The sequence below is a fragment of the Enterobacter mori LMG 25706 genome (assembly GCF_000211415.1).
Taxonomy (GTDB): Bacteria; Pseudomonadota; Gammaproteobacteria; order Enterobacterales; family Enterobacteriaceae; genus Enterobacter; species Enterobacter mori.
The window spans coordinates 550,097-564,333 of record NZ_GL890780.1 but is presented as its reverse complement, the minus strand read 5'-3'; the positions used below and the strand labels follow the sequence as shown (position 1 = coordinate 564,333).

Genomic DNA, 14,237 nt, shown 5'->3' with positions numbered 1-14,237 from the left:
TACGTGCTACTGTATGTTTATACAGTATCTCGTGGTGGAGGTTGTGTGGACAGAGAGTTGAATGAGCAAGTCATGATTGAACGAGTCGAGATGATTGCGCGACTGACGACAGAAGGAACCTGTCAGGAGAGAGATCGTGAGATTGCCCTGAATTTAATTGCTGAGATTGCGAGAGGGAATTTAATCAAAAACAATGCGTTTACCGTTGTTTTCTCGGCATCGCCTGTTCCAGAACGAATCAAAAAAGAAAGCAATGTGCGGGTGAATATCACGCTGGATAAAGATCAGCACGTTGGCCCGTCCATCGTGGCGGCATTCCAGTGCGAACTCACCCGCAGGATTAGGCCCCTGTTCCCGTCAACGCGGGGGACGGTGAAAGAAGGCTCCATGACCGGCGTTGAGCTGCTGGGCGTTGACGGCGAGGCCGAACGCGAAGCGCTGGACACCATTCTCCGCGAAGTCTGGGAAGACGAGAGCTGGCGCTAGCCTCAGCCTCTTATACCGGCACGACGCGCTTCATTCAGATTTTGTGCTCGCCAGGCGGCCGCTCGCGGCTCGCGGACGGCCTGTTGTGTCCGCGATTGTCCATCCGCCAGCGCTAGCGGAAAGGGCGCTGGCTCTGGAAACTCTACCGTACCTGGTAATCCGGATGTTGGAGCGTCTGATGAAGATCTATGCAATGCAGGGCGATACGCTTGATGCCATCTGTGCCCGTTATTACGGGCGCACGGCAGGCGTCGTCGAAACCGTTCTGAAAGCCAATCCTGGCCTCGCTGAGTACGGCGTTGTTCTGCCTCATGGCTGCGAAATAGACATGCCTGAGGTGGATAGCGCACCCAGAAAAGAAACCGTGAACCTATGGGACTGAGTCTGGAGAAAATCACCACGTTTATTGCCTACTGGCTGGCCGTGGCGTTGGCCTGGTTTGGGGCGATGTCTCCTGAGAAAGTCGCGCTCTACGTGGGAAGTCTCTGCGCCATTTTTACCGCGCTGACGAATTACTGGTTTAAGCGAAAAACCTGGCGCTATCTCAAATCGTTAGGCCTCGATAAGAAGAGCATTCGTGAACTCAATCATTAAGCGTTGCAGCATCGCCAGCGTGCTTGCGCTGGCGGTGCTCATGCCGGACTTTCGGCTACTGAAAACCTCGCCCGAAGGGCTGGCGCTGATCGCCGATCTCGAAGGGTGTCGTCTGTCGCCCTACCGGTGTAGCGCGGGCGTATGGACGTCAGGCATTGGCCACACGGCCGGTGTCGTGCCGACGAGAGACATTACCGAACGTGACGCGGCGGCGAACCTGATTGCCGACGTCATGAAGGTTGAGAAACGGCTTGCCGCCTGCGCACCGGTGGAGATGCCGCCCCGTGTCTATGATGCGCTGGTCAGTTTTGCCTTTAACGTGGGAACCGGCGCCGCCTGCCGTTCGACGCTGGTGTCGTTGATAAATCGCAAGGAGTGGCCGCAGGCGTGCGGTGAGCTGACCCGCTGGGTGTACGTCAACGGGAACAAAAACGCTGGGCTTGAAAACCGTCGCGCCCGTGAAAAGGCCTGGTGTCTGAAGGAGGGCCGATGAGAACGCTTCTTCTGATGCTGGCCGCGCTGGTGGCCATGACCCTGTGGTATCGACATGACAATCAGAACCTGTCCCGCTCCCTGACCAAAACCAACCAGATCGTCCGCGAACAAAAAAGCGCGATCAACACGCTGAACCAACAGCTTAACGTCTCGCAGCGGCTGGCCAGAGAAAATGAAAACGCGCAGGTCAGGCTCCGCGATGAGCTTGCCGCTGCCGGAGAAACGTTGGCCAGACGCGAAGTGGCCATTGGGAAGTTGATAAATGAAAATGAAGAGTTACGCCGCTGGTATACCGCTCAGCTGCCTGATGCTGTCCGCAGGCTGCACGTCCGCGCCGCCTGCGCCTCCGCCGCACATTGTTTACCACGCTTGCCCGAAGGTGAGCCTCTGCCCGATGCCGGCGAGCGAGCCCGCCACTAACGGCGATCTGAGTGCCGATATTCGCAGGCTTGAGCATGCCCTTACTGCCTGCGCGTTGCAGGTTGAAACCATTAAAGACTGTCAGGATACACGCGATGCACAAACTCAAGAGCCTGCGTCAGGCCTTAATTGACGCTGTTCCACAACTGCGCGCAAACCCGAAGCGCCTGGCGATGTCCGTCGGGAGCGGGAATATCGATGCACGCCTGGCGTCCTCGCTCTCGTTTGAAAAGAAATATGAGCTGAAGGCGAAAGTCAGCGGTTTTTCCGGCGACAGCGAGGGCATTTTTGTTCCGGTGCTGGCCTGGCTTCGGGAAAACCAGCCGGACATGTTTACCCTTGAACAGGGGCAAAAAAATGGCTTTCTCTTTCAGGTCGCCTTAAATGACGATGAAACGGCAGAGATCGGCTTTAGCCTGCAGCTGACCGAGCGCATTCTGGTTGCCCAGGAGGAGGGGACCTTGCTCGCCACCTATGCCCCGGAGCCGCCGCTGCCGGAACCCGTCACGCGCCCGATGGAGCTGTACATCAACGGTGAGCTGGTGAGCCGCTGGGAGGTGTGACTGCGCTGATGGCCAGCCCGCAGCCCTGTTGGCTGGCCAGTCGGCAATACTGCTTGTTGTTTCATCCCGCATCAAACCCCGTCTCGTTGCTGCCGATCGCCCTGCGCGGCATTCTCTTCTTATGAATACATTAACCTCCATACACGGCATCGCTCGCGCGATCCGCAATCTTATTCGTGTCGGTGTTGTGACCGATGTCGACCTCAAAAGAGGGCTCTGTCGCGTCCAGTCCGGTGGGATGAACACCACCTGGCTGAACTGGATGACCTGCCGCGCTGGCCGTTCGCGCGTGTGGTGGGCACCGTCCGAGGGCGAACAGGTACTGCTGCTGGCCATCGGCGGAGAGCTGGATACCGCCTTTGTGTTGCCGGGCATTTTCTCTGACGAGCATCCGGCACCGTCGACGTCACCCGATGCGCTTCACGTTAGCTTTCCCGACGGGGCGGTTATTGAGTACGAGCCCGGGAGCGGGGCGCTGGCGGCAACCGGCATCAAAACGGCAGCCATCACCGCATCGGAATCACTGAGCGCGACCGTACCGGTGGTGCTCGTGAAATCCGCGACCCGCATCACGCTTGATACACCCGAAGTAGTGTGTACCAACAAGTTAATTACCGCCTCGCTTGAGGTGCAAAAGGGCGGGGTGATGGCCGGAAATATCCAACACTCCGGCGGTCAATTCACCTCCAATGGGGTACAGGTGGACAACCATGCCCACGGCAGTGTGCAAAGCGGCGGAAGCTGGACTAAGGGGACACAATGACGGTGCGCTACACGGGAATGAACAGTCAAACCGGGCTCAGCATTTCAGAGGCTGAACACATCAGGCAAAGCGTGCGCGACATTCTGGTGACGCCCGTTGGCTCGCGGGTCATGCGTAGGGAGTACGGCTCCTTGCTGGCGGCGATGATCGACCGGCCCCAGAGTCCGGCGCTGCGCCTCCAAATTATGGCCGCCTGTTACTCCGCGATCCAGAAGTGGGAACCGCGGATGACCCTGACGGCAATCGCGTTCGAACGCTCGGAGAATGACGGGACGTTGTATGTCGATATCACCGGCACGCGACCAACGTCCGATCGCTCCTTTTCTATCACCATTTCACTGAGTTAAACCCTATGGCTATTGTTGATCTGAGCCAGCTCGCCGCGCCTGATGTCGTGGAGGAGGTGGATTATGAGACGCTGCTGGCAGAACGTAAGGCCACCTTTGTCTCGCTCTATCCTGAGGCGGAGCAAGAGGCGATCGCACGCACGCTGACGCTGGAGTCAGAGCCGATTGTGAAGCTCCTGCAGGAAAACGCGTATCGGGAAGTTATCTGGCGTCAGCGTGTAAATGAGGCCGCGCGAGCGGTCATGCTGGCCTACGCCGCGGGCAGCGATCTCGACCAGATTGGGGCAAACGCTAATCTTCAGCGTCTGGTGATTACGCCCGCCGACGACACCACGTTCCCGCCCACGCCAGCGGTCATGGAATCCGATACCGACTTTCGTCTGCGGATCCAGCAGGCGCCGGAAGGGCTAAGCGTGGCCGGTTCGACGGGCGCTTATCAGTTCCATGGCCGCAGCGCGGATGGGCGGGTGGCAGACATTTCCGTGATTAGCCCCCAGCCTGCGAACGTTACGGTTTCCGTGCTCTCGCGGGAGAATAATGGCGTGGCGTCCGAAGCGCTGCTCACCGCCGTTCGCAATGCGCTGAACGATGAGGACGTCAGGCCCGTCGCCGACCGCGTGACCGTCCAGTCAGCCAATATTGTCGACTACAGCATTGTGGCCTCGCTGTTCTTATTCCCTGGCCCTGAAAGTGAACCCGTGCTCAACGCGGCCAGAGCCCGGCTGCAGGCCTATATCACGGCACAGCACCGGCTGGGGCGCGATATCCGCAAGTCTGCTATTTACGCCGCACTTCATGTGGAAGGGGTGCAGCGCGTGGAGCTGACGGCGCCGGCAGCCGATATCGTGCTCGATGAGACGCAGGCCTCATGGTGCAGCCAGTACAGCGTGACCGTAGGGGGGAACGATGAGTGATACCCGTCTTCTGCCGGTTGGTTCGTCGCCTCTTGAGGTGGCGGCCGCGCGCGCCTGCGCGGAGATCGAAAAAACGCCGGTGCCGCTGCGCCATCTCTGGAGCGCAGATACCTGCCCGGCAAACTTGCTGCCGTGGCTGGCCTGGGCGTTCTCGGTCGACCGCTGGGATGAGAACTGGCCGGAGGCCACCAAGCGTGACGTGATCCGCGCGGCGTGGTTTATCCATGCCCACAAGGGAACGATAGGCGCCGTGCGTCGCGTAGTGGAGCCGCTGGGTTATCTGATTAACGTCACCGAGTGGTGGCAAACCAACGATCCGCCCGGCACCTTCCGCCTTGATATCGGCGTGTTAGACACGGGCATCACCGAGGAAATGTATTACGAGATGGAGAGGCTTATTGCTGATGCAAAGCCTGCCAGCCGTCACCTTATCGGCCTGAATATCATCCAGGACATCCCGGGTTATCTCTATACCGGCGCCCTGAGCTATGACGGCGACATCATCACGGTTTACCCCGGATAAGCGAGAGCACAATGACAGTGAAATATAAAACGGTTATCACCAAAGCCGGTGCGGAAAAACTGGCTGCAGCAACCGTCCCGAACGGGAAGAAAGTGAACTTTACAGCGATGGCGGTCGGCGACGGTGGCGGAGCGTTGCCGGTGCCTGATGCCAGCCAGACAAAGCTGGTGAAGGAAGTCTGGCGCCACGCGCTGAATAAAATCAGCCAGGACAAGAAGAACAAAAACTACGTTGTGGCAGAGCTGCTGATCCCGCCTGAGGTTGGCGGTTTCTGGATGCGCGAGATGGGGCTGTATGACGATGCCGGAACGCTGATTGCCGTCGGGAACATGGCTGAAAGCTATAAACCCACGCTGGTGGAGGGCTCGGGGCGCGCGCAGACGTTGCGCATGGTCATCATGGTCAGCGATATCGCGTCCGTTGAGCTGACGATTGACACCTCAACGGTAATGGCGACGCAGGATTACGTTGACGGGAAGCTCGCGGAGCACGAGCAGTCGCGCCGCCATCCGGACGCGACCCTTGTTGCGAAGGGCTTTACACAGCTCAGCAGCGCCATTGATAGCGCCTCCGAAGTGCTCGCTGCAACGCCGAAAGCGGTGAAGGCGGCGTACGACCTGGCGAAAGGGAAATACGCGGCTCAGGACGCCACCACGGCGCAAAAGGGGATTGTCCAGCTTAGCAGCGCGACTGACAGTGTGTCTGAGGTGCAGGCGGCGACGCCGAAGGCGGTGAAAGTCGCTAACGACAGCGCCGCTGCGGCCAATAAAAATGCCAGTGAGCGAGTCAGCAAATTCGGCGACAGTATGACCGGAACGTTGAATCAGGACGCCATAACACAGTCAACCTATAACTTAACGGCACTCTCTAACGCGACGACAGGCAATAAAAATTATCTGCGTAAAATGCGCGGCGGAGCGACGGACACTATCTGGCATGAAACCGTTCAGGGAGGTGAATACCGTCTGGCGACAGGCAGTACCGATTCGCAGGAGGAGCTGGCGATTAGCACTAATACCGGCCTGAGAGTGAGGGGTAATTTAACCTCACAACTTGGCGGATTTTATTCAGGGAATACGAAAAAACTCTCTTTTTATTCATCTAATACTTCTGACAAGAATGCAGCTCTGCGCCTCTGGGGTAATGTAGACCGCCCATCTGTAGTCGAACTGGGGGATGACACCGGCTACCATTTGTACTCACAGCGAAATAAAGACGGCTCGCTGTTGTTTCAGACAAACGGTGCGGGACAATTTAGCGGTCATTTGCGTTCAAACGGGGAAGTGCAATCTCTTTCAGCCAATAGCTATCGGATTGCATATGGGGACTACGGTTGTTTCTGGCGAAATGATGGTAATAATCTTTATCTGATGGTAACCAATAAGGGCGATGCTTACGGCAATTACAATGCGCTGCGTCCTTTACGTGTGAGTCTTGAAACCGGGGCGTTGCAATCCGAAACACCTTTTACTGTAGGCAATACCATCTACGCCTCGAAGGAAATTACAGCGGGTTATAGCAATTCATTTGCATGGGCCGAGCAGTACAAAACAAAGGCACCATTTTATAATACCTATTCAACAACTGGAGCGAGTGAATACCACCCGGTGTTCAAACAGCAGGCAAGTATTACCGGGATCAATTCATGGGCTTTTTCCATGGGGTCTCTTGTTGCCGATACCGCTCTTTCATGGCATCTGCACATGAAAGGCAGCGGCGGTCAGGATGTTAACTATAAATGGGATACCAGCGGTAATTTTTCTGCGCCAGGACAAATTATACCGGGCAGTTTTGCTAATTTTGATGGGCGTTTTTATACCAAAACGCTGGCTGATACGCGCTTCCTGCTACGCGACAGTGCCTCTTATGCTGGCTTTGCGAACGGTGATGCGTCAAGGCCGTACATGAGGCATGAAGCCAGTAACGCTGTTGTTACATTGTTAAAGGTGGGAGATTCGTATACCAAAGCTGAAAGTGATGGGCGTTATTACACAAAAGCACAATCTGATGCAGGTTATATGCCTAAAACTAGCGCATATACCAAGGCTGAAAGCGAAGCTCGCTATCAAGGCAAAGGCAGCTATATAACAGGCATTCGTTTTGGCGCATCCGCTGAATATCAAGAGCGTGGGAACACTGAGCGCCTGACCGGTGGGGTGATGACATCTTTTGCTGACCGGGGAAGTTCTAATTACTGGATTCGTCTTCGTCCGTTGCAATATCAGATCAATGGCGGCTCATGGGTTACTGCGGCCTACGCATAAGGATAACTAATTCGATGTTAATGAAAAATTTCACTGCCTCAACAAAAAAAATGGATGGCTTTACAGTCATGGTATTCACTGATGAGGATGGAAATGACTGGTATGCATCACAGACCAAATTTTCGGCCTCCTCTTTAAAATTTATGTTTGATGGAAAAGGCAATATTGTTGCTGCTTCATGGGATGCCTCCATGCTGGCACCTGAAAATCTGTCCGTTTCGGAAATTGAAAAAAATAGTGTGCCGGAGAATTTTTTCGAGCCGGAAATGCGCTGGGTATTTGATGGTGAAAAAATTACCCCGTTTGTTTATTCACATGAAGAACTGCTTCAACTAGCAAAAGACGAGCTCGAACGCTTACTTAGCGAGGCAAGAGAAAAAATAGTTGTACCTCAGACCAGGTTAATGGCAGGCAGAACGCTGACGGAGAGACAGTTAAACCTGTTAAACGCCTGGCTTGATTATATTGATGCTCTGGAGGCCTGTGATATCACCGTAATACCCGTTAGTTTCCCGGATCCCCCGCAGTAATTTAATTTGAAAAGACGAAATAACTCCAGCCCTCTGTTAAGAGGGCTTTTTGTTTGTTGTGTGAATGACAGGTGGAACATGATGAAGTGCATGGAATGAGAGGGTGGCAGAAAATAGTTTTACACCTTAACCACGGAGTTAAACAGATGGGCGACTATCACCACGGCGTGGAAGTCATCGAAATCAACGATGGCACGCGCACCATTTCCACCGTCTCGACGGCAATCATCGGTATGGTCTGTACGGCCAGCGATGCTGACGAACAGACATTCCCGCTTAACGAGCCTGTGCTCATTACCAATGTGCAATCCGCCATTGCGAAAGCCGGTAAACAGGGGACGCTGTCCGCTTCCCTTCAGGCTATCGCCGACCAGTGCAAGCCGGTCGTTGTGGTTGTCCGAGTGGCCGAAGGTATCGACGATCCGGAAGATCCTGAAGCGGCACAGAAAGAGACTATCTCTAACATCATCGGTACCACCGACGAAAACGGTAAATACACCGGCCTGAAGGCGCTTCTGACCGCAAAAACCGTCACCGGTGTTAAGCCGCGTATTCTCGGCGTTCCGGGGCTGGATTCGCTGGAAGTGGCCACCGCGCTGGCCGCGACGTGCCAGAGCCTGCGTGCGTTTGGCTATGTTAGCGCATGGGGCTGTAAAACCATTCCTGAGGCGATCGCCTACCGCAAAAACTTTAGCCAGCGTGAGCTGATGGTCATCCATCCGGACTTCCTGGCGTGGGATACCGCGACGAACGGCACTAAAATGGCATGGGCAACCGCGCGCGCGCTTGGCCTGCGCGCCAAAATCGACCAGACCACCGGCTGGCATAAAACCCTGTCAAACGTGGGCGTCAACGGCGTCACCGGCGTGAGCGCTTCCGTATCCTGGGATCTGCAGGAACAGGCCACCGATGCCAACCTGCTTAACCAGGCTGGCGTGACGACGCTGATTCGCAATGACGGTTTCAAATTCTGGGGCAACCGCACCTGCTCTGACGACCCGTTATTCCTGTTTGAAAACTACACCCGTACCGCGCAGGTACTGGCCGACACCATGGCGGAAGCGCACGCATGGGCAATGGATAAGCCCATTACTCCAACGCTGATTCGCGACATCATTTCCGGCATTAACGCCAAATTCCGCGAACTGAAAACCAACGGCTACATTGTTGACGGCTCCTGCTGGTATGACCCGGAATCCAATGACGTGTCGACCCTGAAAGCGGGGAAACTGTATATCGATTACGACTACACCCCTGTTCCGCCGCTGGAGAATCTGACCCTGCGCCAGCGCATCACCGATACCTATCTGGCCGATCTGTCAGATTCGGTTAACAGCTAAGGAGCTGAAGAATGGCGTTACCACGCAAACTTAAATATCTGAATATGTTCAACGACGGCCTGAGCTACATGGGCGTGGTTGAGTCCGTCACCTTACCGAAGCTGACCCGCAAGCTGGAGAAGTATCGCGGCGGCGGTATGCCGGGCTCGGTCTCCGTCGACCTCGGCCTGGACGATGATGCCCTGGCGCTGGAGTGGACCATCGGCGGTCTCCCTGACGTCGCGCTGTGGGCGCAGTATGCCTCTCCGGGCGCGGACAGCGTGCCGCTGCGTTTTACAGGCTCTTTCCAGCGTGACGACACCGGTGAAATCTCAGCGGTCGAGATTGTGATGCGCGGCCGTCACAAAGAGTTTGACGGTGGTGAGAACAAGCAGGGTGAAAGCGGCACCACCAAGATGTCGACCGAGTGTGCTTATTACCAGCTCACCATTGATGGCAAAGAGGTCATCGAGATTGACATCATCAACATGGGGCTGAAAGGCGACGGCGTCGATCGTCTGGCGGAACATCGTAAGGCCATCGGCCTGTAACTTCTTAACCGGCCAGAATTGCTGGCCGGTTACTCCCCTTTTTTTGAGAGTAACGAGATGGAAAATATCAACGAAAGCGAAAATCCTCACACCGTCATGCTTGATAGCCCCGTTCAGCGCGGTGAACAAAAAATCGAAAAAGTGACCGTCGTCAAACCCAATGCCGGCACCCTGCGTGGCGTCTCGCTGGCGTCGCTGGCGCAATCCGATGTGGATGCCCTGATTAAGGTACTGCCACGGATGACCTCTCCCGCATTAACCGAGCATGAGATTGCGCGTCTGGATGCCTCCGACCTGCTCTCTTTTGCCGGTAAGGTGGTCGGTTTTTTGTCACCGACTTCGGCTCGCTGAAATTTCCTGAAAACCTGTCGGTCGACGACCTGATGGCGGATATCGCGGTGATCTTTCACTGGCCGCTGTCAGAACTGTACTCCCTGAGCGTGACCGAACTCCTTATATGGCGCGAAAAGGCGCTGCAGCGAAGCGGAAACCACCATGAGCAATAATGTCAGACTTCAGGAGCTGCTGAGTGCCGTTGACCGGGCCACCCGACCGCTCAAGGCTATCCAACATGCCGGCCTCTCTCTCGAGGGCGAGATCCGTGATTCGCAGGCGGCGCTGCGCGCGCTTGATGAGCAGGCGGGGCGTATTGACGGCTTCAGGAAAGCAAACGCCCGGCTCGCCGTGACGGAACAGTCGCTTGACCAGGCCAGACAGCAGGCCGCGGCGCTGGCGGTGCAATTTAAGAACACGCAAAACCCCACCCAGGCGCAGGCAGATGCGCTGTCCGCTGCCCGAAAATCAGCAGCCGACCTTAAGCTCGAGTACAACAGCCTGCGCTACGCGGTACAACGCCAGCGCACCGAACTCGCCCAGGCGGGAATAAACACGCGCACGCTCTCGTCGGATGAGCGTCGTTTACGCACCCACATCAGCGAAAAAACGCAGCAGCTTAACCGACAGCGGGATGCGCTGGCCCGCGTTAATCAGCAGCAGGAGCGGCTGAATACCGTTCAGACTCGCTACGAGTCAGGTAAACGCGTGGCCTCACGGGTGCATCAGCTGGCAAATGCGGGCGTGGGCATGGCAAAGGCAGGTTTTGACCAGACCTCGCGGTTTATGGCCCCTGGCATCAGTTTTGAGAAGCAGATGTCATCCATTCAGGCGAACCTTGGTCTGGAGAAGGGCGACGCCCGGCTTGAGGCCATCCGACAGCAGGCGCGGGAGGTCAGCGCCAGCACCGGCGTCCCTGTCGATACGATCGCGCTGGCACAGCGCGAGCTGGCCCAATCCGGTTTTGACGCCGATGGGCTGCTTGCGGCCACCGCGCCAGCGGTCAACCTTAGCCTGGCGGGGAATGTCGACGCGGCAAGAGCGGCCGATATGATCGCCAGTACGCAGGCCGCGTATGGTCTGGCCGATCAGGATGCGGGGCGCATCGCAGACGTTCTGACGCGCGGTTTTACCTCTTCGAAAACCAGCCTCGCTGAGATGCAGGACGCCGTCACCTCCGCTGCGCCCGCTGCGGATGCTTCCGGTATGGGGCTTGAAGAGACCACCGCGCTGCTCGGCGTCCTGGCGGAAAAAGGGATGAAAGGTGCCGCTGCCGGGGACGCGCTCAGCGCGATGCTGCGCCATGTTCAGACTCCGGATGCCATAAAAGCCGCGGGGGTGCTGGCTTCCGCTGCGGGTGATGGATCGCTTAATGAAAAACGTCAGCAGTTGCAGGCGGCGAAGGGCAGTACCGCGCTCGCGGCTTTCGTACAGACCGATAATCTTGACGGCGATATCAACCGGTTCCAGGCCGCGTGGAGCGGGTTAAAGATAGATGTATTTGATAACGCGGACGGTGCCCTGCGCACCCTGATCGCCACCGCGACCGGGTGGCTCGGTACGCTCTCTCTCTGGGCGAACGCTAACCCTGAGCTGACGCAAGGTCTGGTCGGCGTCGTTATCGGCGCGCAGGCGTTTACAGGCGTACTGGGCGGGTTAGGCATGGTCGTCGCGCCGGTTTTGTCTGGCCTGAATATGATCATCACCGCCGCAGGAATGTTGGGTACGGGATTCAGCGTGGTGGGGGGCACCATCATGACGGTGCTGGGAGCCCTTAGCTGGCCGGTTATTGCCCTTGGCGCGGCGATTGCCGCCGGTGCCTTGCTGATCTTTAAATACTGGGAGCCCATCAGCGCCTTCTTTGGCGGCGTGATTGAGGGGCTTTCTGCGGCCTTCGCGCCGCTGGGCGAGCTGTTCTCCCCGCTGTTAAAGGCGTTTGATTTCATCGCAGAAAAACTGAGCGGGATCTGGCAATGGTTCACCGAGCTGATTGCGCCGATCAAGGCGACGCAGGAAACGCTCGACAGCTGCAAAAATGTTGGCGTGGCGTTCGGTCAGGCGCTGGGAAATGCGCTAATGGCTCCGCTTGATCTCTTTAACAGCCTGAGCGGCAAGGCCAGCTGGCTGCTGGAGAAACTCGGCGTCATAAAAAAAGAGTCGGGCAATATCGACCCGGTCGTGCCGAAAGCAGACACATCTTCTGCTGATGCCGGCAGTGCCTGGGACCCGACGTCACCGGTTTACGGTGGCTTCTTGGGATACCAGCCAACGGCAGCCGCGGGAGGGCGTTCATACGTCGATCAGAGTAAAAGCGAATACAACATTACGCTGCAGGGAAGCGTGGCCTCCGGAACGGATCTGACTCGTCAAATCCAGGAGGCAATAGAAAACAGTGAACGTGAGAAAGCGAGAAAGCAGCAAACCAGCTTTACGTACGGTTGAGGAGATAGAAAATGTTAATGGTGCTGGGTCTGTTTGTCTTTGAACGACGAACCTTACCGTATCAAACAATGCAGTTTACAAAGGGCTATCGTTGGGCATCCAACGATCGCATCGGGAAGCCTAAAGCCTGGCAGTATCTTGGCGAAGGTGAGACCTCCTTCAGCTTGTCCGGATTACTTTACCCGGAGCTCACGGGAGGGCGGCTTTCTCTTAAGGCGCTTGAGCTGATGGCAAATGAAGGGCGGGCATGGCCGCTGATAGACGGCACCGGTATCATTCACGGCATGTTTATCATTGAGAAAGTCACGCATACGCATTCGGATTTTTACAGTGATGGCACTGCGCGAAAAATTAATTTTACGCTGGAGCTGAAACGCGTGGACGAATCGCTAATGGCGATGTTTGGCGACCTGAGAACGCAGGCTGAAGAGCTGGTGACGAGCGCACGCAGTAGCATTGGAGGGCTGGTGGGATGATCACCGAAATGAATATCCGGGCGGGTGGGAAAATCGCCCCTGATTTTATGCTCAAGCTTGACGATCGTGATATCACGCAAAACGTCAGTCCTCGTCTTATCAGCTTATCCATGACCGACAAACGCGGGCTGGAAGCCGATCAGCTGGATATTCAACTGGATGATTCCGACGGACTGCTAGATTTACCTGCTCGGGGCGCAACGCTCACTTTATGGCTGGGATGGAAGGGAACCCCCCTTCAAAAGAAAGGGAACTTCACGGTCGATACGATTGAATTTCAGGGCGCACCGGACAAGCTGACCATTCGGGGATGCAGCGCGGATTTCCGCGGGAAGCTAAACGTGCGGCGCGAGCAGTCGTGGCATGACACGACGATCGGCGCGATCGTTAATACTATCGCACAGCGTAACCAGTTGACCGCTAGCGTCGCGGCGGGACTTTCGTCTATCACCATTTCGCATATCGATCAGTCTCAGGAGACAGACGCGGCGTTTCTCACCCGCCTGGCCGAACGCAACGGCGCATTTGTTTCAATCAAAGCCGGCAAGGTTATTTTTATGAAGGCGGGCCAGGCCGTGACGGCCAGCGGTAAAACGATTCCCTTAATGGTGATTGAACGTGGGGATGGCGACCGGCATCTTTTTTCCGTCGCCGATCGTGAAAACTATTCTGGCGTGACGGCCAAATGGCTGCAAACGCGCGATCCTAAAAAACAAAATCCTCAATTGAGTATTAGTCGATTGCCTGAGGGGCAGGTGCCAGAGGCATTAATGCACCCGAATGCCGCCGCGCCGACAGCGGGAGCAGTAGACAAGGCGCAGAAGCCGCAGGAGATGCTGGTGGGATCGGCGGAGAACGTGTTTGAGCTCACTACGGTCTACGCCTCTGAAGAGCAGGCGCTCAGAGCTGCAGAGGCAAAGTGGCGTGCGCTCCAGCGGGGGACCGTGAAATTTTCCATCCAGCTGGCGCGGGGGCGAGCCGATCTGTTTCCCGAAACGCCGGTGCTTGTAAACGGTTTTAAACGCGTCATTGACGAGCAGGCGTGGATCATCAGCGAGGTGGTTCATACCCTCAGCGAAAGCGGATTTACCACCAGGCTTAACCTCGAGTTGAACGCCACCGACGAAAAATTTTCTGTCGACAGTGAGTAATTGGTTTGCCTTTACGTTGTTATTGAGTATTATTAATTCACAAAATGTGAATTAAACGGAGGGGTA

General features: G+C 56.3%; 20 protein-coding genes. All 20 read left to right on the top strand.

The genetic code is table 11. The annotated features are described in order from the left end of the window. Positions 1–45 precede the first annotated feature (45 nt). The 20 genes from ENTMO_RS0120910 (at position 46) to ENTMO_RS0120820 (ending at position 14,171) form a co-directional block, all read left to right on the top strand. Positions 46–486, top strand: coding sequence for a DinI-like family protein (locus tag ENTMO_RS0120910; RefSeq protein ID WP_029485204.1), 441 nt, complete (start codon positions 46–48; stop codon positions 484–486). A 178-nt stretch (positions 487–664) separates the two neighbouring features. After that, positions 665–868, top strand: coding sequence for a tail protein X (locus tag ENTMO_RS0120905; RefSeq protein WP_010435799.1), 204 nt, complete (start codon positions 665–667; stop codon positions 866–868). Continuing rightward, positions 859–1,080 (top strand): phage holin family protein, encoded by a 222-nt coding sequence (locus ENTMO_RS0120900; RefSeq protein WP_006178624.1) that lies wholly within the window; start codon positions 859–861, stop codon positions 1,078–1,080. Before ENTMO_RS0120905 ends, ENTMO_RS0120900 begins: the two co-directional genes overlap by 10 nt. After that, a complete protein-coding gene (locus ENTMO_RS0120895) occupies positions 1,064–1,573 on the top strand; it encodes a lysozyme (protein ID WP_029485203.1) in 510 nt (169 codons plus the stop codon). Before ENTMO_RS0120900 ends, ENTMO_RS0120895 begins: the two co-directional genes overlap by 17 nt. Further along, positions 1,570–1,995: an Rz-like lysis system protein LysB gene (gene lysB, locus ENTMO_RS0120890; protein WP_010435789.1), complete on the top strand. Its 426-nt coding sequence runs from the start codon at positions 1,570–1,572 to the stop codon at positions 1,993–1,995. The genes ENTMO_RS0120895 and lysB overlap by 4 nt, the downstream gene beginning before the upstream one ends. Next, the gene (gene lysC, locus ENTMO_RS26760; protein WP_010435787.1) at positions 1,883–2,128 is read left to right on the top strand and encodes an Rz1-like lysis system protein LysC; all 246 of its coding nucleotides are present in this window, start codon (positions 1,883–1,885) and stop codon (positions 2,126–2,128) included. The genes lysB and lysC overlap by 113 nt, the downstream gene beginning before the upstream one ends. Further along, the gene (locus tag ENTMO_RS0120885; protein WP_010435785.1) at positions 2,091–2,558 is read left to right on the top strand and encodes a phage tail protein; all 468 of its coding nucleotides are present in this window, start codon (positions 2,091–2,093) and stop codon (positions 2,556–2,558) included. Before lysC ends, ENTMO_RS0120885 begins: the two co-directional genes overlap by 38 nt. A 121-nt stretch (positions 2,559–2,679) precedes the next feature. Next, positions 2,680–3,321, top strand: a complete 642-nt coding sequence (locus ENTMO_RS0120880) for a phage baseplate assembly protein V (RefSeq protein ID WP_029485202.1) — start codon at positions 2,680–2,682, stop codon at positions 3,319–3,321. Continuing rightward, the gene (locus ENTMO_RS0120875; RefSeq protein ID WP_010435782.1) at positions 3,318–3,668 is read left to right on the top strand and encodes a GPW/gp25 family protein; all 351 of its coding nucleotides are present in this window, start codon (positions 3,318–3,320) and stop codon (positions 3,666–3,668) included. The genes ENTMO_RS0120880 and ENTMO_RS0120875 overlap by 4 nt, the downstream gene beginning before the upstream one ends. A gap of 5 nt (positions 3,669–3,673) precedes the next feature. After that, a complete protein-coding gene (locus ENTMO_RS0120870) occupies positions 3,674–4,582 on the top strand; it encodes a baseplate assembly protein (protein ID WP_010435780.1) in 909 nt (302 codons plus the stop codon). Further along, positions 4,575–5,105 (top strand): phage tail protein I, encoded by a 531-nt coding sequence (locus tag ENTMO_RS0120865; protein ID WP_010435777.1) that lies wholly within the window; start codon positions 4,575–4,577, stop codon positions 5,103–5,105. The genes ENTMO_RS0120870 and ENTMO_RS0120865 overlap by 8 nt, the downstream gene beginning before the upstream one ends. A gap of 11 nt (positions 5,106–5,116) precedes the next feature. Then, positions 5,117–7,369, top strand: a complete 2,253-nt coding sequence (locus tag ENTMO_RS26755; RefSeq protein WP_010435775.1) for a phage tail protein — start codon at positions 5,117–5,119, stop codon at positions 7,367–7,369. A 14-nt stretch (positions 7,370–7,383) separates the two neighbouring features. After that, positions 7,384–7,899, top strand: a complete 516-nt coding sequence (locus tag ENTMO_RS0120855; RefSeq protein WP_010435774.1) for a tail fiber assembly protein — start codon at positions 7,384–7,386, stop codon at positions 7,897–7,899. Between the two features lie 146 nt (positions 7,900–8,045). Beyond that, complete coding sequence (locus ENTMO_RS0120850; RefSeq protein ID WP_010435771.1) at positions 8,046–9,239, top strand: phage tail sheath protein; 1,194 nt, start codon at positions 8,046–8,048, stop codon at positions 9,237–9,239. Between the two features lie 11 nt (positions 9,240–9,250). Further along, the gene (locus ENTMO_RS0120845; RefSeq protein WP_010435767.1) at positions 9,251–9,769 is read left to right on the top strand and encodes a phage major tail tube protein; all 519 of its coding nucleotides are present in this window, start codon (positions 9,251–9,253) and stop codon (positions 9,767–9,769) included. 57 nt (positions 9,770–9,826) lie between these two features. Next, on the top strand, positions 9,827–10,120 hold the full coding sequence (locus tag ENTMO_RS0120840) for a phage tail assembly protein (protein ID WP_010435764.1): 294 nt from the start codon (positions 9,827–9,829) through the stop codon (positions 10,118–10,120). Continuing rightward, positions 10,117–10,275 (top strand): GpE family phage tail protein, encoded by a 159-nt coding sequence (locus ENTMO_RS0120835; protein ID WP_309232527.1) that lies wholly within the window; start codon positions 10,117–10,119, stop codon positions 10,273–10,275. The genes ENTMO_RS0120840 and ENTMO_RS0120835 overlap by 4 nt, the downstream gene beginning before the upstream one ends. After that, on the top strand, positions 10,265–12,544 hold the full coding sequence (locus ENTMO_RS0120830; RefSeq protein ID WP_010435758.1) for a phage tail tape measure protein: 2,280 nt from the start codon (positions 10,265–10,267) through the stop codon (positions 12,542–12,544). Before ENTMO_RS0120835 ends, ENTMO_RS0120830 begins: the two co-directional genes overlap by 11 nt. 11 nt (positions 12,545–12,555) lie before the next feature. Next, entirely contained in the window at positions 12,556–13,020 is a 465-nt protein-coding gene (locus ENTMO_RS0120825) for a phage tail protein (protein ID WP_010435755.1), read from the top strand. Beyond that, positions 13,017–14,171 carry a phage late control D family protein gene (locus ENTMO_RS0120820; RefSeq protein ID WP_010435752.1) on the top strand — a complete coding sequence of 385 codons (1,155 nt, stop codon included), beginning with the start codon at positions 13,017–13,019 and terminating at the stop codon, positions 14,169–14,171. The genes ENTMO_RS0120825 and ENTMO_RS0120820 overlap by 4 nt, the downstream gene beginning before the upstream one ends. Positions 14,172–14,237 lie beyond the last annotated feature (66 nt).